General features: G+C 36.8%; 21 protein-coding genes. 6 read left to right on the top strand and 15 right to left on the bottom strand.

Annotation, left to right across the window (positions count from 1 at the left end):
- Nucleotides 1-7: 7 nt before the first annotated feature.
- Both V514_RS0104290 and V514_RS0104285 read left to right on the top strand, forming a co-directional pair.
- Entirely contained in the window at nucleotides 8-1,123 is a 1,116-nt protein-coding gene (locus V514_RS0104290; protein ID WP_029498529.1) for a methionine biosynthesis PLP-dependent protein, read from the top strand.
- Nucleotides 1,116-2,297: an aminotransferase class I/II-fold pyridoxal phosphate-dependent enzyme gene (locus tag V514_RS0104285; protein WP_029498527.1), complete on the top strand. Its 1,182-nt coding sequence runs from the start codon at nucleotides 1,116-1,118 to the stop codon at nucleotides 2,295-2,297. Before V514_RS0104290 ends, V514_RS0104285 begins: the two co-directional genes overlap by 8 nt.
- Before the next feature lie 49 nt (nucleotides 2,298-2,346).
- Here V514_RS0104285 and msrB read toward each other — a convergent pair whose 3' ends face one another.
- The 5 genes from msrB to V514_RS0104260 all read right to left on the bottom strand — a co-directional run bounded on the left by msrB (nucleotide 2,347) and on the right by V514_RS0104260 (nucleotide 5,639).
- Entirely contained in the window at nucleotides 2,347-2,772 is a 426-nt protein-coding gene (msrB, locus tag V514_RS0104280) for a peptide-methionine (R)-S-oxide reductase MsrB (RefSeq protein ID WP_029498526.1), read from the bottom strand.
- A complete protein-coding gene (gene msrA / locus V514_RS0104275; protein ID WP_029498525.1) occupies nucleotides 2,762-3,298 on the bottom strand; it encodes a peptide-methionine (S)-S-oxide reductase MsrA in 537 nt (178 codons plus the stop codon). The genes msrB and msrA overlap by 11 nt, the downstream gene beginning before the upstream one ends.
- A gap of 6 nt (nucleotides 3,299-3,304) precedes the next feature.
- Nucleotides 3,305-3,898, bottom strand: coding sequence for a YpmS family protein (locus V514_RS0104270; RefSeq protein WP_029498523.1), 594 nt, complete (start codon nucleotides 3,896-3,898; stop codon nucleotides 3,305-3,307).
- A complete protein-coding gene (locus V514_RS0104265) occupies nucleotides 3,885-4,709 on the bottom strand; it encodes an SGNH/GDSL hydrolase family protein (protein ID WP_029498522.1) in 825 nt (274 codons plus the stop codon). Before V514_RS0104265 ends, V514_RS0104270 begins: the two co-directional genes overlap by 14 nt.
- An 87-nt stretch (nucleotides 4,710-4,796) precedes the next feature.
- Complete coding sequence (locus V514_RS0104260; RefSeq protein WP_029498521.1) at nucleotides 4,797-5,639, bottom strand: DegV family protein; 843 nt, start codon at nucleotides 5,637-5,639, stop codon at nucleotides 4,797-4,799.
- Nucleotides 5,640-5,836: 197 nt separating this feature from the next.
- Between V514_RS0104260 and trhA the strand changes: the two genes are divergently transcribed.
- From trhA to V514_RS0104245, 3 genes are all read left to right on the top strand, one after another.
- Nucleotides 5,837-6,478, top strand: a complete 642-nt coding sequence (gene trhA, locus V514_RS0104255; RefSeq protein WP_029498520.1) for a PAQR family membrane homeostasis protein TrhA — start codon at nucleotides 5,837-5,839, stop codon at nucleotides 6,476-6,478.
- 114 nt (nucleotides 6,479-6,592) lie between these two features.
- Nucleotides 6,593-7,537, top strand: a complete 945-nt coding sequence (locus V514_RS0104250; protein ID WP_029498519.1) for a thymidylate synthase — start codon at nucleotides 6,593-6,595, stop codon at nucleotides 7,535-7,537.
- Between the two features lie 15 nt (nucleotides 7,538-7,552).
- Nucleotides 7,553-8,023 (top strand): dihydrofolate reductase, encoded by a 471-nt coding sequence (locus V514_RS0104245; protein WP_029498518.1) that lies wholly within the window; start codon nucleotides 7,553-7,555, stop codon nucleotides 8,021-8,023.
- A gap of 87 nt (nucleotides 8,024-8,110) precedes the next feature.
- Here V514_RS0104245 and V514_RS0104240 read toward each other — a convergent pair whose 3' ends face one another.
- The 6 genes from V514_RS0104240 to V514_RS0104215 all read right to left on the bottom strand — a co-directional run bounded on the left by V514_RS0104240 (nucleotide 8,111) and on the right by V514_RS0104215 (nucleotide 12,815).
- Nucleotides 8,111-9,502, bottom strand: a complete 1,392-nt coding sequence (locus tag V514_RS0104240) for a protein adenylyltransferase SelO (protein ID WP_029498517.1) — start codon at nucleotides 9,500-9,502, stop codon at nucleotides 8,111-8,113.
- Between the two features lie 101 nt (nucleotides 9,503-9,603).
- The gene (locus V514_RS20750; RefSeq protein ID WP_268744205.1) at nucleotides 9,604-9,726 is read right to left on the bottom strand and encodes a hypothetical protein; all 123 of its coding nucleotides are present in this window, start codon (nucleotides 9,724-9,726) and stop codon (nucleotides 9,604-9,606) included.
- A gap of 270 nt (nucleotides 9,727-9,996) precedes the next feature.
- Nucleotides 9,997-10,542: a hypothetical protein gene (locus tag V514_RS0104230; RefSeq protein WP_029498516.1), complete on the bottom strand. Its 546-nt coding sequence runs from the start codon at nucleotides 10,540-10,542 to the stop codon at nucleotides 9,997-9,999.
- 183 nt (nucleotides 10,543-10,725) lie between these two features.
- Nucleotides 10,726-11,319 (bottom strand): YpjP family protein, encoded by a 594-nt coding sequence (locus tag V514_RS0104225; RefSeq protein ID WP_029498515.1) that lies wholly within the window; start codon nucleotides 11,317-11,319, stop codon nucleotides 10,726-10,728.
- A 272-nt stretch (nucleotides 11,320-11,591) separates the two neighbouring features.
- Nucleotides 11,592-12,377 carry a class I SAM-dependent methyltransferase gene (locus V514_RS0104220; protein WP_029498514.1) on the bottom strand — a complete coding sequence of 262 codons (786 nt, stop codon included), beginning with the start codon at nucleotides 12,375-12,377 and terminating at the stop codon, nucleotides 11,592-11,594.
- A 3-nt stretch (nucleotides 12,378-12,380) separates the two neighbouring features.
- The gene (locus V514_RS0104215; RefSeq protein WP_029498512.1) at nucleotides 12,381-12,815 is read right to left on the bottom strand and encodes a BrxA/BrxB family bacilliredoxin; all 435 of its coding nucleotides are present in this window, start codon (nucleotides 12,813-12,815) and stop codon (nucleotides 12,381-12,383) included.
- Nucleotides 12,816-13,201: 386 nt separating this feature from the next.
- Between V514_RS0104215 and V514_RS0104210 the strand changes: the two genes are divergently transcribed.
- A complete protein-coding gene (locus V514_RS0104210) occupies nucleotides 13,202-13,738 on the top strand; it encodes a hypothetical protein (protein WP_029498511.1) in 537 nt (178 codons plus the stop codon).
- A gap of 619 nt (nucleotides 13,739-14,357) precedes the next feature.
- On the opposite strand, the gene V514_RS0104205 is transcribed toward V514_RS0104210, so the two are convergent.
- From V514_RS0104205 to istB, 4 genes are all read right to left on the bottom strand, one after another.
- Entirely contained in the window at nucleotides 14,358-14,732 is a 375-nt protein-coding gene (locus V514_RS0104205; protein ID WP_029498510.1) for a hypothetical protein, read from the bottom strand.
- A 347-nt stretch (nucleotides 14,733-15,079) separates the two neighbouring features.
- Nucleotides 15,080-15,643, bottom strand: a complete 564-nt coding sequence (locus V514_RS0104200) for a GNAT family N-acetyltransferase (protein ID WP_029498509.1) — start codon at nucleotides 15,641-15,643, stop codon at nucleotides 15,080-15,082.
- An 11-nt stretch (nucleotides 15,644-15,654) separates the two neighbouring features.
- Nucleotides 15,655-16,104: a hypothetical protein gene (locus V514_RS0104195; protein WP_029498508.1), complete on the bottom strand. Its 450-nt coding sequence runs from the start codon at nucleotides 16,102-16,104 to the stop codon at nucleotides 15,655-15,657.
- 570 nt (nucleotides 16,105-16,674) lie between these two features.
- Nucleotides 16,675-17,296 (bottom strand): IS21-like element helper ATPase IstB (istB, locus tag V514_RS0104185; protein WP_029498505.1); only part of this gene is annotated, 622 nt, incomplete at its 5' end.

The raw sequence follows: 17,296 nt of genomic DNA, 5'->3' as shown, positions 1-17,296 counted from the left end.
ATGACACATGACAAATATCGAAACAAAATTAGCACAACTTGGGAACAATTCAGATGAACGTACTGGTGCCATTAATGCACCCATCTATTTATCAACCGCTTATCGCCACCCTGGTCTTGGCCAATCGACAGGCTATGACTACACACGTACCAAAAACCCGACGCGCGACATTTTAGAAAATGGTATCGCGGATTTAGAAGGTGGTACTGCTGGGTTTGCTTGTAGTAGCGGTATGGCTGCTGTAGGACTTGTATTCTCTCTCTTTAAAGCTGGTGATGAAATTATCTATCCAGATGATTTATACGGTGGTACATATCGTTTAGCCAAGCAATATGAAGCACAATATGACATAAAAGCTCATTTTAATCCGTTCCATGATGTTCATGAAGTTGCAACATTGATCAATGACAACACAAAAGCCATTTTCATTGAAACACCGACAAATCCTTTAATGCAAGAAATTGCTATTGAAGAATATGCAGCGCTTGCACATCAACATAATTTATTATTAATCGTCGATAACACTTTCTTAACACCTTACTATCAACGTCCTATCGAATTAGGGGCGGATATTGTGCTTCATAGCGCGACGAAATATATTGGTGGTCATAATGATGTATTAGCCGGCCTTGTCGTTGCAAATGGTGAACAATTAAGTGAAAAACTGTTCTTATTACACAATGCAAGTGGCGCTACACTTGGCGCATTCGATTGTTGGCTATTAATTCGCGGATTAAAAACATTGCATTTACGCATGAAGCAGCACACGAAAAATGCGACAGCACTTATCGAATTTTTACATGCACAACCAGAAGTTAAAGATGTTTTATACGCTGGACTTGGCGGCATGATCTCATTCCGTTTACAAAAAGCAGCGTGGGTTCCAGCCTTTTTAGAAGGTATTGATTTAATCGCCTTCGCTGAAAGCCTCGGCGGGGTTGAGAGTTTCATCACGTATCCAACAACGCAAACGCATGCTGATATTCCTGAAGAAGAACGTCTTGCACGCGGGGTTGATGCATCGCTATTACGTTTCTCAGTTGGGTTAGAAGATATCGATGATTTAAAAGCAGACTTACAACGCGTTTTTGCAACATTAGAAGGAGTGACAGCACATGACTAATCATAATGAAAACTTTGAAACAACGTTAATTACCGCTTCAACGCGTGGCGATTACGAAGCTAAAACAGGTGCCGTTAACGTACCTATTTACGTATCTTCAACATTTGACCAGGAACATTTCGATAGCTTTGGACCATTTGATTATAGCCGTTCTGGTAATCCAACACGCCAAGCACTTGAAAATACGATTGCCGAATTAGAGCATGGTACGCGCGGTTTTGCATTTTCATCAGGCATTGCCGCAATCGCATCTGCCCTTTTAACACTCGAAGCCGGAGATCATCTTGTTATTACCTCTGAAGTTTATGGCGGTACATACCGCTTCGTCACAAAAGTATTACCAAAATACAATATCACGCATACATTTGCAGATTTCACAAACTTAAAAGAAGTTGAAGCTGCCATTCAAGACAATACAAAAGTGTTATATGCGGAAACACCAGCCAACCCATTACTTGGCATTACGGACTTAGAAGGCATCATTTCCATTGCCAAAAAACATAACTTAAAAACGTTTGTCGACAACACTTTTATGACACCTCTTTATCAAAAACCACTTGATTTAGGAGCCGATGTTGTACTGCACAGCGCAACCAAATTCCTAGGTGGTCATAGCGATATTATTGCAGGACTTGCTGTCACAAAAGATGAAGAACTTGGCAATGATATTTACTTCATGCAAAATTCAATGGGCGCTATTTTAGGAGCACAAGATTCCTTTTCATTAATTCAAGGCATTAAAACATTAAATGCCCGCCTAACATTGGAAAGTGCCTCTGCCAATACTATTGCTCATTTCCTTGACACAAATGAATATGTCACAGCTGTACACTATCCAGGACTAGCATCTCATCCTGGTCATGCTGTTCATTTTAAACAAGCAACAAGCGCCGGCGCTGTACTATCATTTGAACTGCCGTCAAAAGAATTTACAAAGGTATTTGTTGAAAATGTAAAAATCCCAATCTTTGCGGTAAGCTTAGGTGGCGTGGAATCGATTCTATCGTACCCGGTCACAATGAGCCATGCAGCAATTCCAAAAGAAGAGCGTGACAAGCGTGGGATTACAGAAGGGTTATTACGCTTATCTGTCGGTTTAGAAAATGTTGATGATTTAATCGCTGACTTTGAACAAGCTTTTGCAAAAGCTATTGAAGCAACGGCTGTAAAATAAACGAGCGCACAAAAAAGGACTCGCATTATCGCGAGTCCTTTTTTGTGCGCTATTTAAATTGCGCTACATATTCACCATATCCTTGCTCCTCTAATTCCGATTTAGGAATAAAACGCAACGCTGCCGAATTAATACAATAGCGTAAGCCACCTGTTTCTGCTGGACCATCTGGGAATACATGGCCTAAATGCGAATCAGCATCTTTACTACGCACCTCCGTACGCAACATACCAAAGCGCATGTCAGTATTTTCGGTCAATAGTGCTACTGGTTTCGTAAACGCTGGCCAGCCACAGCCCGAATCAAACTTATCTTTTGATGTAAAAAGTGGCTCACCCGATACAATGTCTACATATAAACCTTCTTCAAAATGTTCATCAAACTCATTGCGAAATGGTGGTTCAGTGCCCTCTTCTTGCGTCACATGATATTGCATTTCCGTTAACTCTTGTAAGCGCTGTTCTTTATTTTTCATAAATATCCCCCCAATGTTGATGTTGAAACGCGACGCGTCCTGAACCGTGTGAATAGCGTTCATAATGCATCGGATTTTTTTGATAATACTGTTGATGATACTCTTCAGCAGCGTAAAATGGTTTTGCAGGCAAAATTTTCACCGTAATTGGTCGTTCAAATTTCCCGGAAGCCTGTAAAGCATCACGCGACGCTTCCGCAATTTGTTGTTGCTGTTCATCATGATAAAAAATCGCCGTTTGATAGCTTTGACCTCGGTCATAAAATTGCCCACCTGCATCCGTTGGGTCAATCAACTTCCAATAAAGTTCCACTAAATTAGCATACGGATAAATCTCATCATCAAATGTAATTTGCACTGCTTCATAATGCCCTGTTGTCTCCGAACATACTTGTTCATACGTTGGATTTTCAACGGTACCGCCCGTATAGCCTGACACGACGCGTTCAATCCCTCGTTGTTGGTCAAATGGCTTGACCATACACCAGAAGCACCCGCCTGCAAATGTTGCAATTTGTTTTGTCATATACTTCTACTCCTTCGATGGAATAATTACTTTCAACTCAATTTCGTCATTTGTTAAATCAAATTTTGTTGCACGAAGATGTGCATCTACCTTTTTTGAAATCGGAATACGAATCGCATTCAAATTAATATACGCTTGATTTTTACTTGGCTGAATAGTGATGAAGTCCGGTAATTTCCCCGAATCTTTCACTAATTTTAACGCCGTCGTTGGCGGAATATTTAACCGTCCAATTTCAATGCTTGTTTGCTCAAGAATTAAATTGCCCTTGTCATCAATCGACGGCTCAAAATCCATTGTGACAGGTAATGTTGCGCCTAAAACACTCACTTTACTCGTCAATGTAATATCCTTATCGACAAACATCTTCATCGGCATTTGTGTATCCGCTGTCGCATCACTAATAAAGTGATTCGCTAATGTTTCAAAATCATTTGCTGTTGCGTTGACCGTTACTTCACTACCATCAATTTGTGCTAAATTTTTAGGAATTGCTTGATCTTCTGATGAAGATGTCACAACAACAAATAAGGCGACAAACGCTATGATAATAAGCGCTAACAGTCCGAAAAAGGCGACTTTCCATTTATTTTTCATCATCGCTATTCTCCTTCATGTCTAAATTTCCACTTGATAATGTATATAAGTCTTGCTGTGCTATCGTTGTCACAATGCGTTCTTCCATTAAACGATACCCTTTCGCATTCGGATGAAAATAATCATCGTGATACACTTTGTTCTCATTGGAAATAAATAAATCATTAATCGGTACGAAAATCGCATAATGGTTATGTTGCTCAATGATTTGTTGCATCGCTTCATTATATTGTTTCATAATCATGTCTGTTTGACCAACGTCACGCGTATACACCGTAAATGGATTGTAGACACCAATCGCGATAATTGGTACTTTTTTATTTTGTTCCCGAACGAGGTGGAATATTTTTTCATAGCGCTCTTTATACAACGGCAATTCATTATCAAAGTCTCCTTTATCAAGACTTTGCATATGTGCTTTGACAATTTTCATAATATCATTTCCACCAATTGTCAGCGTAATAATATCAGCATTTTTCAGCGTCTCATCTAATTCGCCACTTTCAAGTTGTGTTAACAATTGATCACTACGGCGGCCTTTTTTAGCGGCATTTGTCACTGTCACGCTTGCAACGCCATCCCAATGCTGCATTTCCGTTGCAAGACGCCCTACATATCCGCCTTGGTCTTTTTCATCCCCTACACCTTCAGTCAACGAGTCTCCTAAAGATACATAATGAATCGGTTTCTCTTCTATTTCTTTTTTATGACTAAATGGTACCCAGCCATCTTTTTCTAATTGTGCAGTGATATCGCATGCACTGAGTACAACTATTGATAGCACAAGCACACATAATGCCAAACCCTTTCTCATACCCATCTCCTACTAAAAAAAGTTGCCCATTGTGGACAACTTTAATGTTACTACTAATTGAATTTTTTTTAAACTAATGTGAAGTGACTATTCTGCATAATAGCTTAAGCCAATGGCACCTACGCCCGTATGTGTACTAATAATTGGTGATGTCACATTGAAATGCACATCATCAAAGCCAACTTCATTTTTAAAGAAATCTAGCAATGGTTCCGTTAATATTGGACTATTGGCATGTTCTAAGCCAATGCCTTTAATCGTTTTACCTGCCGTATCTTCTAAAAATTGCTTTTTCAATAATTTTACTACTTGTTTATGGCTCCGCACTTTTGCAAAGTTTGTTAAGGCTCCTTCATGTAATGTAGCGACAGGTTTAATATTTAATAATGCGCCAACCATTCCCATACCTTTTCCGATACGGCCGCCTTTAATTAAATTTTCTAACGTATCAACAACTAAATAAAGTTTCATATTATCACGCACTGTTTCAACGCGCGCAATAATCTCATCTAATGAATTACCTTGCTGCGCCATTTTTGCAGCTTCTAATACTTGGAACCCTAATGCCCATGATGTAAATTGCGAATCCATCACTTTCACATTGGCGATTGACGACTGCGCTGCTGACTCTGCGGATCTTACCGTACCGCTTAGCGTATGTGTCAGCGTAAGAACTAATACATCATCACCATCTTTTCCTAATTCATTGAAAAGTGCTTCAAATACGCCCATTGGTGGTTGAGAACTTTTTGGTAGCGCTTTTGATTGCGTCATCTTATCTAAGAATTGTGAAGGTGTTAAGTTTTCACCATCTTGGAATGACTCCCCATCGATAAAAATTGTTAATGGCACGACATGAATACCATATTTTTCAATGTCTTGTTGTGAGATTCCACTTGTTGAATCTGTTACAACATGTACACGTTTCATAATTATTGACACATCCATTTCTCATGCTTTCGAGGCATTTCTGCTCGACTTCTATATGTTATACCTTATTTTACTAGTGTTTGTCATATGATACATGTGACAAACGTCAATATTTGGATGATAAAATGACTGTCATAATAGGTTTATAAAGAAAAAACGTATCCAAATTTCCCTTTTATAGATAGGAGTGTCACTCGATGGAAAATACAACTGTGTTAGACTATCGAAAAAATAACGAAGAAACATGGAATGTCATCACGCATGGCATCGGGTTTTTATTAACGATTCCGGCACTTGTATTTTTAATTTCACAAGCCGCTTCAACCGGCTCTGCACTTTATATTACAAGTTTTATCATTTTTGGTGTTTCAACAACACTGCTCTTTTTAGCGTCAACGGTCTATCATGCTGCACCAGAAAAATATAAACGGTTATTCCGCATCTTTGACCACTGCTCGATTTATATTTTAATCGCCGGTACATATACCCCGTTTGCATTAATTGCAATCGGCGGTAGCCTAGGCTGGACAATTTTCGGAATCGAATGGGGTCTCGCATTATGTGGCATCATTTTTAAAATGTTTTTCATTGAACGTTTTAAAGCCATTTCACTTATTTGCTATTTAGGTATGGGCTGGTTAATTATTTTAGCGTTCCAACCCGTTGTGACGCATATTACGATGACGGGCTTCCAATATCTTTTAACTGGTGGCTTAATGTATACAATTGGTGCATTCTTCTTCGCCAATCATAAAATACCTTATAATCATGCAATCTGGCATCTATTTGTCTTAGCAGGTAGTGCCTTTATGTTAACAACTGTAATGTTTTATGTTTAACTAAAACAGAGCTTGAATTTTTCAGGCTCTGTTTTTCTATTTGAGGAGAATTCGCTGGAAAGCATCTACAAATTCCGTTATTATTAAACACAGAATTTCAGGAGGGATGTTGACGTGAAACAATATTTAGACCTTTGCCGCCATATTTTAGCGGAAGGTTATGACAAAGGCGACCGTACAGGCACTGGTACATACAGTGTGTTTGGCTATCAAATGCGCTTTAATTTACAGGAGGGTTTCCCCCTTTTAACAACGAAAAAAACAGCATTCCGCCTTATTGCTACCGAATTATTATGGTTTTTAAAAGGTGACACAAATGTACGCACATTAATTGCTCAAAATAATCATATTTGGGATGAATGGGCGTTTGAAAAATGGATAGCGTCTGAGGCTTATAATGGCCCCGATATGACGGATTTCGGTCATCGTTCATTAACAGATGAACACTTTAAACAAGCATATGATGAGCAAATGATGTTATTCCAACAACGTATTTTAGATGATGATGATTTTGCACAAACATATGGCGATTTAGGTCCTGTATATGGCAAGCAATGGCGCTCTTGGCCTGATGCTTCTGGTGGCACAATTGATCAATTACATAACGTGATTGAATCAATCAAAAAAAATCCAAATTCACGCCGTCATATCGTCAGCGCATGGAATCCAGCAGAGGTAGATGATATGGCGCTCCCACCATGTCATACTTTATTTCAATTTTATGTAGCAGATGGAAAGCTTTCTTGCCAGCTCTATCAACGTTCGGCAGATGTTTTCCTTGGTGTACCTTTTAATATTGCAAGCTACGCGCTACTAACACATTTAATTGCTAAAGAATGTAACCTTGACGTGGGTGATTTTGTTCATACACTAGGAGATGCTCATTTATATAAAAATCATTTAAATCAAGTACATGAACAGTTAACACGTGAACCTCGAACTTTACCAAAACTACGCATCACAACTGATAAACAATCTATTTTCGATTATGAAATGGACGACCTTATTATTGATGGTTATAATCCATATCCGCGCATTAAAGCGCCGATTTCAGTTTAATAAGGAGGGAAAAACATGATTTCATTAATTGTTGCACACGATGAAAATCGCGTCATTGGTTATGAAAATGATATGCCTTGGCATCTTCCTGGTGACCTAGCATATTTCAAGCGCACAACTATGGGAAAACCAATTATTATGGGCCGGAAAACATTTGAATCCATTGGCCGCGCGTTACCTGGACGTCTTAACATCGTTATTACACGTAATAGCGACTATGCAGCTGAAGGCATTACTACAGTAAGTAACCTTAGCCAAGCAATTGAACTCGCAAAAAAAGAACATGCGGAAATTATGATTATTGGCGGTGGACAAATTTTTGTAGAGGCCTTGCCACTTGCAGAGCGTTTATACATTACAGAAATTCACCATCAATTCCCTGGCGATACGTATTTCCCTGCATACGCTGATTGGCATGAAGTATCTAGTTCTGAGCCTCAACAAGCAGATGGCTATACGTTTGACTATAAAATTTTTGAAAAATAAATAGTTGAACATCAAAAAAAGCAGGAAGCGTGCGCTTCCTGCTTTTTTATTGTCGATTTTAAAATGGTCATTCCTATAATAGATTACTTATGTGCCACAATAAGTGACATACGGTTTCGCCATCGCTGGAGATGTGCGCAAATATGCATGTTCTTCACGTACAATATATGGGTTTTGTAATGCTTCAACTAACACTTTAGCTGTTTCCATATTGCCAGCTTCTGCATCTTGAATGGCTGCCTCCACATAATAATTGCGAGCAATAATCGCTGGATTTACGCGTTGCATACGCTGCTGTGCTTCTTCAACCGTTGTTCCCTCTTGCTCTAGACGTGCTGTCCATTGTTTCTTCCACTCGCCCAAATCTTTGATAGCTGTTCCTTCTGATAAAGCACGGAATGTGGTCGTGAAATCTGCTTGCTGTGCTTCCATCAATGTTAACAATTGTTCTGCTAATGATTTATCTTCAGGGCGTGCTGTAGCAAAGCCTAACTTATCTCGCATACCTGCTAGCCATGCATCACCAAATACTCGTGGATAGCTCTTAAGCACTTCTTCTAATGAAGCGATCGCCACTTCCTCATTGTCATCAATTAAAGGCAGCATTGTTTCCGCAAAGCGCGTTAAATTCCAACCGCCAATTGCTGGTTGTTGGCTATAACGATAGCGCCCTTGCTGATCAATTGAACTAAAAACTTGATTGGATTGGAAAACATCTAAAAAAGCGCATGGACCATAATCTATCGTCTCACCACTTATCGTCATATTGTCCGTATTCATGACACCATGTACAAAACCAACAAGTTGCCACTGTGCAATTAATTGCGCTTGACGATTCATGACTACACGGAAAAAGTCAATATAATTTCCCTGTTCAAGCGATGGGTAATGACGCGCCATCGCATAATCCGCTAAGTCGCGCACAGCATTTTCATCTAACATATGACGCGCATATTGAAATGTTCCTACGCGTAAATGACTTGCCGCCACTCTCGTCAATACAGCACCTTGCTGCACTTCTTCACGGTAAACTGGTAAGCCAGTCGCTGTCACCGCTAAGCTACGTGTCGTTGGAATACCTAGGCCATGCATTGCTTCTGAAATAATATATTCGCGCACCATCGGCCCAATACCTGCGCGACCATCACCTCCACGAGAATAATGTGTACGCCCACTTCCTTTTAATTGAATATCTACACGATGCTGTTGATATGCATGTTCGCCGATTAACATAGCACGACCATCACCTAACATCGTAAAATGTCCAAATTGATGTCCTGCGTATGCTTGTGCAATATAGTCACGTTGTTGTGAACCAGTAAATAAATCTACATTTTCTCGTTCATCATCAACATTTAATTGTTGTGCTAATCGTTCATTCCACAAAAGCATACATGGTTCTTTTACGCGATTAGGTCCTATCTCACGATAAAATGATGCCGGTAATGTCGTATATGTTGTCTCAAAGTTGAATGACATCTAAAACTCATCTCCTCCATCTATAAGTCTCTTTACAATAACACAAAAAGCGCAGCAACTCCGTGTTTGGAATTGCTACGCTTCGTGATTTATCTGTTCGATTATTTTGTATATGACAAAATAGCATTATCGAAACCTTGTAATTTAGCTGTTGCTGTTGCTTTATCGGCATATTCAAACATACGAATGTCATTAATATTATTAAATACAGTTACTACCCACATAATTCAGGTCTCCATTTCGCATTGTTGTGTATTACAACAATTATTATTTTCCGGTGACTTTTGCAAATTGTTATATAACATATTTCTTAAATCCTATTCTACTCTGATTTTCAAAAAAGAAAAGACCTTTTCATATCTTTTCACAATTCGTTCAAACTCTAAGCGTTTTCATTGAATTTTCTGTGACTTTCATCATTTTTAATAACGGTTCATTAAAAATGATATGGTTAACGTAGATTCAAACGCGTAGTTCCTACTTTTCAAATCCAACTAAAAAATCCATAATCTTTTTTTCTTTGCATGAAGTCGATAAACACGTTTATATGTACGCATAAGTTCATCTTTTCGCTCATCTACCTTATAGTAACTACCATTAAAATTAGCTACATCTTTTACTATTACATCCATCTTAGGCGCCAAATCTGCATTACCTGCACAAATCGCTCGCACCCCTGCATCCCAATTTGTTATATTGCGCCCTACCATATTTTCAAGTAACGCTAAGCGTTGGTCCTCTTCTAAATTTGTTGGCAATTGTGCCATCACTTCAATAAGACGATTCGCATTTTCTTCTTGTGGTGTCGTACTTTCTAACATTTTCCGAATAATATCGCGATGTCTTTGCCAAATTTCCATAGGATCATCAAAAAAATGATCGAATTGCTTCTCGATTAATTGTTGGCGCCATTCTTCAATAATATGCGGTTGAATTGCAAGACGTTGAAAGGCAGCATACTGTAAAACTGCTTCACGCCCCATCACTAACTCATCGCCGCCATAATGCATATAAAATTGTTTTGCCTCTTCGATTGTCATCAAACCACCTACCCTTACAATAAGTATTTACAACAATGTCTACGCTAAAACCTCCAACCTCATAAATAGTCAACAAGTTCCTATAATCCCCAATACTTTACTCCCTTATTACTATGCTAATATATGTCGTAAGTACAAAAAAGTAGGAACCGCCTAGCAATGGGTGATTCCTACTTTTTTTATTTATGACAACCATTTTGGTGGCGTATTTTTGCTCCAATAAATTTCCCCTAAGTCATAATGTGAAGCAAAATTATCTTCATATGTATGATAGTGAAAATTATAGTAGAATCCTTCAAACGGTCGATTTTCTGTACGCACATGGAAACGAATCATATCTTCATGCGTCTCTCGATTATAAATATTGAAAATTTTCTCAGAGTAATTGCCACTTGGATTTTCAGTAATTGCCAAATTTGCCCATTCTTCTTCACCAACGCGTGCGACTGTATAATCAATTGCTTCTTGCATTTTCGGAAAAATTAATTCATCAAAATTTTGTTGGATTTTTGGTCCAACTTTCGTACCAAATTTTAAATAAACTTGCTCCTTTGCTTCTTGCATAAAATCAATCGGTTCATATATTTGTTCAATTACCGGTTGCTCTTCTGCGTAAGCAACAAGTGTTGTAGTCGGTTCATTTTGATGTTCAATTAATGTTTTATGTTGCGAATTTCCTTCAAATACATTTTCCCAAAATGCATGCGATGGTGTAATTAAGCCCAATGTAACAACAGCAACTGCTGAAACCATTGCTTTTTGAAACCATTTTTTCATGCTTAACTCACCTGCTCTCAAAATATTCTTAATTATGTTACGTTTTATACATTGAGAAAGTTTCATGTACCAACAAAAAAGTAGTAGCTCAAATTGGCTACTACTTTCTTTATTCACTAAAAATTAAATTTTAAAACGTCCCTCATCTTTAATTGTCCTATAACTTTCATATTTATCCAAGCAATTCACTATGAGAATACGCATTCTAGGTCAAGCAACTAGTATTCATCGCCTATCTACTCCTTAAAGAAGGCGTCTTCTACGAAAAAATATCATTTTTCATAAATCCCATAATGGAATTTTGTATTCGGGCGTTTTAATTGAGTAAAACCATATTTATCAAATAATAACGAGCGAAAATGAGCTTTTAATACGACGCGTTTTTTAGCAACGCGAATCGCTTCCTTCATCCATTCATCATCTAATGAAACATGAATACCCGCTTCTCGAAGGGGTGTAAAATTTTTAGATTCTTCAATTGTTTTTTCAAACATTGGATCTAAATATACAACATCAACAGATGCTGTTGGCAGTTGCCGCAAATAGTTAACAGCTATTGATGAGACGACTTCAATTTTTCGCATACTAGCTAACTCTGGTAATTTCTCTTCTACATAATCATATTGTTGTAGTCCTTGTTGCAACATAAATGCAATAATAGGATTCCCTTCACAGCCAATTACGCGCCCCGTACCTCCTACTTGAATGGCTGCCAACATACTATCGGTTGCCATTCCTAATGTACAATCAAGTAATGTATCTCCGATTTTTAACTGCACCGCTTCTAAAAACGTATCTTTTTCTCCACGCACGAGACGTTTTGCACGAAACGCAGCTGAAGAAGGATGGAAGAAAAATGGTTCTTGTTGACCAAAAGCATAATATTCATATCGCAATTTTCCGGCAATTAAAATATTAGCTTGCTCTTGTTCCATCATTTTTTTCATAGATTGCTTGCGACGTTCGATAAACGGAATCGCTAACATCGTTGATGCAAAAAGGGCGCGCTGACGAGATAATTCGTCGGGGCGCCCGCCAGTTGTTACAACTGTTTTCATCAATTACTCAACGATTTTATCTAATACGTCGATCACATGGTCACGTACAGATTCCATCATTTGTCCTTCAATTTGTTCGCGTGGGATAAAGTATGCCAAATTACCATCTTTCCAAAAAGCAATCGATGGTGATGATGGCGGTACTTCTTCAAAGAATGCACGCACTTGTGCTGTCGCATCTTTATCTTGTCCGGCAAAAACCGTTACTAAATGTTGTGGTTTGTTCTCTACTGCTTGTACAGCTTCAATTACTGCCGGACGTGCAAGTCCAGCAGCACAACCGCATACTGAGTTAATAACAATTACAGACGTGCCTTTTGATTCTTGCATATGTTCTGCTACTTCGTCACCTGTCATTAATTGTGTAAATCCTGCATTTACTAATTCTTCGCGCATTGGTTGTACAATACCGCGCATATATTCATCATAAGCATTCATCGTTCTAGCCTCTTTCATATTGGGTCGTAACCCTTGTATTTATTGACTTTCTACTTTCCCATTGTAGCGTTCATTGCGTGAGATTTCATCCTTTTTTACTCGGAATGTGAGATTTATGTTAGATAGATGTTAGATTGTTACACTTAGAAACGTTGTTAAATCAACGTTTTATAGCGTCGTTTGAAGTTTCCGCTTAAAAATGTGAGATTTTTTGAACGAATATCGGGTTTTAAAGAGCAAAGCAGATAAAGATTCTATATTTTATTTTTTAATTCAGTTTAAATGTAACCTCGAATATTTCCTTTATTTCAACAATTACATATACTCATAAAGAGTAGCAGAGTAATAATACTAAACTATTAAAACTTTGAGAGGTGATGTAACAAATGTTAGGTATGGGTGACGATTATCTTTTGTATTTGTATGAACACAAGAAAGAAGATACTGAATCTGAGGACTATTTTGTGGATATAGCATACGATGAGATACAGAAATATATAGGGAAATTTGAGGTTGATGTTTTCCAGTGGACAGATGAAATGTTTGAGGAAAGTACGAAAAAAAGAGTGGAATGGGAGAGAATTATTAGTATTCCAGATGACTTGAACCATTATAAAAATAAAAATTGCCTATTCAGAATTCCTGCAGCGGATGAAAATAGTGACTATAAAAAAATCAATACAACAGTAGATAATTTTAAACTTACCGTGTTGTTGGAAGATTCTATGCCCTCTTTTATACAATGTATTGAAAAGTATAGAGCACTCGTTGATGCAATGCCAACGAACCCTTTTGCTTTTGAAGCAAATAAAGGTGCCGACTTGTATACTAAAGAAGAATTGAATGCGCAATTTGATAAACTTGAATACTTTATTGAAATGATGAAAACCGGGAGATGCTCGATAGTCTCGGTCGGATTATAACAATAAAAATACTGCTGGTAGTTTTAGAAGAACTATCAGTATTTTTTTGCACAAAAAACCCCTTTTTTACTATTCTCATAACTTTTTTACTCGGAATGTGAGATTTATGTTAGATTTAGATAGTTTAAGAAGTTACCTATTTTTAACAGATATGTTTACACCGCGTAATATATATGACTGTAGGTGCACTTTATAATATTTTTTTGACACTACAACATATAACATGTCCTTTTTTGAAAAAGCGACTTTTTTCGACACATTCTAAAAATGCTTATGTCGTTATTTTTTTAGTTTCAAAAAAATGATCGATTGTTTATTTCTAACATTTAATGTACATATTTTTGTACAAAAATTAACTTTTATTCTTTTATACATATAAAATGCATCTATTTATACATTTTATGTATAATTTTTTTAAAAATAGAGTGTTTTACTCAACTTTATAATAATCAGTCATACAGATGTGCTTAAAGCCGTTTTTTAGACGGTTTAAGCGTCTTTTCGACACACCCACATACTTATTGTCGATTCTTGTCTTATAGACGGTAAAAAGCCTTAAAAAGCTTTTTTTAAAAAATAAAAATCCGAGAATGAAAAAACTTCCCGGATTTTTATTTTTTTACCATTGAAATAATTTTTTACGAACAATAGAATCAAAGTGTCGATAAAGTAATGATACACTTTCGACTAATTCTTCGATTTCAGCATTAGAATAATTCCACGCATTTTCACCATTATCCATAATGACCAACATTTGATTTATGTACAATTCATAAACTGCGATAGCATCTGCAAAACAATCAATTTCTGATTGTTTTGCAATTTCTTTATCTTTCATAGTATCAAATACGCTCAATGCTTTTTGAAGTTCCTCTGTCACAGCTTGACGATCGCCAATTTTCACTGTTGGTGCTGGAACTTCTCGTAAGCTAGAAAAACGTTTAATACGTTTATTTTTTTTATGTTTCTCTAATAATTCTTTTGTAGAATGCATCTCAATTCCCCCAACAAAAATGTGTTCAGTTGTCTATCTGATTTCATGTTTGTAACCTACAATATCATAGTTTTTTAGTATAACGCAACCAGTATCAAAAAAATTTGATGCCCATTATTAGAATTCGAACTTTCGATATATCACTCTCAAATTTATACAAGTCCTTTTTATATATAGAGCACTTAGCACCATTTTTTTACCTTATTCATAATAACCATCTAATTTCTCTATAATTACTGAAATAAGCTCATTTGATAAAATAGTTCTTTTCTATCTATGTAGACGCCTTGCTCGTTTAAAAGTTGCTTATTTTATAACAAAAAAGAACTACGCGATGCGCGTAGCTCTTATCCAGCAATCCGACCATTGTAATACCAATTTAAAAAATCAAAACGTTTTACGACATTAAGTACACACGTAGTTTGTTCTAAGCGTTCTAATTTCCGATGTTCTGTCGCAAATTGACGTTCTACTTTCGTTGTCACATATGGCAAATTCCGTTGTGACTTACGCGAACGTAAATTTTCCACGCGTGCTCCGGCAAAAACATATTGTAAATTATATTGTGTAAAAGCTATATACAAAATCTTCTCTTTTGCTAAAAAATTGTACCCTTTCCCCCAATATGGTTCTGCAATCCATGTCCCCATATGACAGCTTTTTGTCGTTTCATTAATATTTTTTAATGTAATCACACCGATTAAATGACGTTGTTCATTAAAAATCATACGCGAATAAAAATGCCCTTCCATTTCTTCTAGCTGCATCACCCGAATAAATTGCTCCATCGCCTGTAATGTGCATTCCTCATCCGTTAATGCCAATGCTTGCTTAATAGATGGGGTTGCAAGCATTGCCGCTAATTGTGCAGCATACGAAATATCATGTGGTTGTAAAAATATTTTTTTCATTGAAGTTCCCCCTATTTTCTATTGGAGAGCTTCCCGATGACTTGCTTTGCTAGCTTATGATGCTCGTCTAATTTAAGAATATCTTTCGCAAGGCGTAACGCTTCTGGTTGTGAAATGAGTTCAAGCGATTCTGTATATAAAAATAATAAATCTTCTAGTGGTCCAATTTCTTGATAACTTGTAATTTCAATTGCTTTACGTGCATGATATGCTGCTGAAATATAAGCACCTTCCATAAAACTAAGACTACTCGTTAATAGTTTATAAGCGATTCCATGTAATTTCCATGATTCAAGTTCGATAAGCAATGAATTAATAAATGTATAAATGGCAATGGATTCGTTTTCATACGCTAAATACAACATCTGCTTCTCTAACTCATCATATGAAATTGTTTGTGCTATATGAAACGCTTGTTCAAAATCACCGTTCATCAAATATTCCTCTAAATCACTGTTCATCGGTATACTCCTTTTTTGTAAGCTATGGATACTGCGTAAATAATATTACATTTTTTTCAAATTCTATTCTTTACTTTATCACCTTTCCCTATTCTAAAAAAATAAAACGCTTGATAACCATCTTTTAAATTTTTTTGAAATAATCTATAGCATTTATTTTTTGTAAATGGAAATGTTTAGAAAATCTATTTTTTGTCTATAATTTATTATGATGTTTGAAAGAGAGGACTACTATGAAGAATAAAAACACAGCTTTTTTTTATGGAGGAATTGCATTTTTTTTATTATTAACGCTTCTTTTTGCCCCTGTCACTAGCTTTTTAATCCAACTGTTGCTTCTTGTTCTTAGTGTTCTAATGAGTTATAATGCCTACAATATGTACAAACGTGCTATTTTTATACAACCTGATTCATCTTTTGATGATTTTTTCGTGTCTAAATAATTTTGATGATACAGTTGTGGTTCCATACATAAATCTTAAACTTCATACTGTACCAAATGTGTTTTGCAATAAAAAAGTGCAGAGAATTGCAACGAAAAATACAGAATGTTGCCACCCGATATTTTCCTTATTTTCTCGACAATGCGTTTGTTAAACGGAAGCTTTGGCCCGTGTACGAAATAATATGGGCATGGTGAATCAAACGATCCACCAGAGCTGCCGTTAAACGTGAATCCGAGAAAATACGGTTCCACTGACTAAACTCTAAATTTGATGTGATAATCAGACTCTTTTGTTCATAGAATTCTGAAATAATTTGAAATAGTAATTCTGCTCCTTCTTTGCCAAAAGGCAAATAACCCATTTCATCTAAAATCATTAAATCCACTTTTTCTAATTTATTTCTAAATTGCTTCATTTTCCCCGTATGCAAGGCTTGCTCTAGTTCCTCAACTAAATGTGAAACGCGATAAAAACGGACTTCAAACCCATACTCACAAGCCTTTCGGCCAAGGGCTGAGGCTAAATGTGTCTTACCTGTGCCGGGTGCGCCAACTAAAATAACATTCTCTTTTCTCTGAATAAAATCCAGCTGCTCTAATTCTTCTTTTGTTAAATGACTAGGTAAACAAATGTCTTTATGCCACTGATAGGTTTCAAGCGTCTTCGTATCGATAAAACGTGCCTGTTTCAAGTTGCGTGCTATTTTGGCTTGTTCTCTGCCTACTTGCTCTTTTAATAAGATTTGA

The organism is Kurthia huakuii LAM0618, from assembly GCF_000505545.1.
GTDB classification, from domain to species: Bacteria; Bacillota; Bacilli; order Bacillales_A; family Planococcaceae; genus Kurthia; species Kurthia huakuii.
The sequence above is the reverse complement of the archived record's forward strand: the minus strand, read 5'-3'. Positions and strand labels throughout refer to the sequence as shown.

Excerpts from the sequence above, each read along its gene's own strand:
- msrA (WP_029498525.1), bottom strand. The coding sequence starts at position 3,298 with ATGACAAAACAAATTGCAACATTTGCAGGCGGGTGCTTCTGGTGTATG.
- V514_RS0104285 (WP_029498527.1), top strand. The coding sequence starts at position 1,116 with ATGACTAATCATAATGAAAACTTTGAAACAACGTTAATTACCGCTTCA.
- V514_RS0104200 (WP_029498509.1), bottom strand. The coding sequence starts at position 15,643 with ATGAAAAAAATATTTTTACAACCACATGATATTTCGTATGCTGCACAA.
- V514_RS0104225 (WP_029498515.1), bottom strand. The coding sequence starts at position 11,319 with ATGAAAAAATGGTTTCAAAAAGCAATGGTTTCAGCAGTTGCTGTTGTT.
- V514_RS0104290 (WP_029498529.1), top strand. The coding sequence starts at position 8 with ATGACAAATATCGAAACAAAATTAGCACAACTTGGGAACAATTCAGAT.
- V514_RS0104240 (WP_029498517.1), bottom strand. The coding sequence starts at position 9,502 with ATGTCATTCAACTTTGAGACAACATATACGACATTACCGGCATCATTT.
- trhA (WP_029498520.1), top strand. The coding sequence starts at position 5,837 with ATGGAAAATACAACTGTGTTAGACTATCGAAAAAATAACGAAGAAACA.
- V514_RS0104245 (WP_029498518.1), top strand. The coding sequence starts at position 7,553 with ATGATTTCATTAATTGTTGCACACGATGAAAATCGCGTCATTGGTTAT.
- V514_RS0104260 (WP_029498521.1), bottom strand. The coding sequence starts at position 5,639 with ATGAAACGTGTACATGTTGTAACAGATTCAACAAGTGGAATCTCACAA.
- V514_RS0104195 (WP_029498508.1), bottom strand. The coding sequence starts at position 16,104 with ATGAACAGTGATTTAGAGGAATATTTGATGAACGGTGATTTTGAACAA.
- V514_RS0104220 (WP_029498514.1), bottom strand. The coding sequence starts at position 12,377 with ATGAAAACAGTTGTAACAACTGGCGGGCGCCCCGACGAATTATCTCGT.
- V514_RS0104270 (WP_029498523.1), bottom strand. The coding sequence starts at position 3,898 with ATGATGAAAAATAAATGGAAAGTCGCCTTTTTCGGACTGTTAGCGCTT.
- V514_RS0104210 (WP_029498511.1), top strand. The coding sequence starts at position 13,202 with ATGTTAGGTATGGGTGACGATTATCTTTTGTATTTGTATGAACACAAG.
- V514_RS0104215 (WP_029498512.1), bottom strand. The coding sequence starts at position 12,815 with ATGAATGCTTATGATGAATATATGCGCGGTATTGTACAACCAATGCGC.
- V514_RS0104205 (WP_029498510.1), bottom strand. The coding sequence starts at position 14,732 with ATGCATTCTACAAAAGAATTATTAGAGAAACATAAAAAAAATAAACGT.
- V514_RS20750 (WP_268744205.1), bottom strand. The coding sequence starts at position 9,726 with ATGTGGGTAGTAACTGTATTTAATAATATTAATGACATTCGTATGTTT.
- msrB (WP_029498526.1), bottom strand. The coding sequence starts at position 2,772 with ATGAAAAATAAAGAACAGCGCTTACAAGAGTTAACGGAAATGCAATAT.
- V514_RS0104265 (WP_029498522.1), bottom strand. The coding sequence starts at position 4,709 with ATGAGAAAGGGTTTGGCATTATGTGTGCTTGTGCTATCAATAGTTGTA.
- V514_RS0104230 (WP_029498516.1), bottom strand. The coding sequence starts at position 10,542 with ATGACAATCGAAGAGGCAAAACAATTTTATATGCATTATGGCGGCGAT.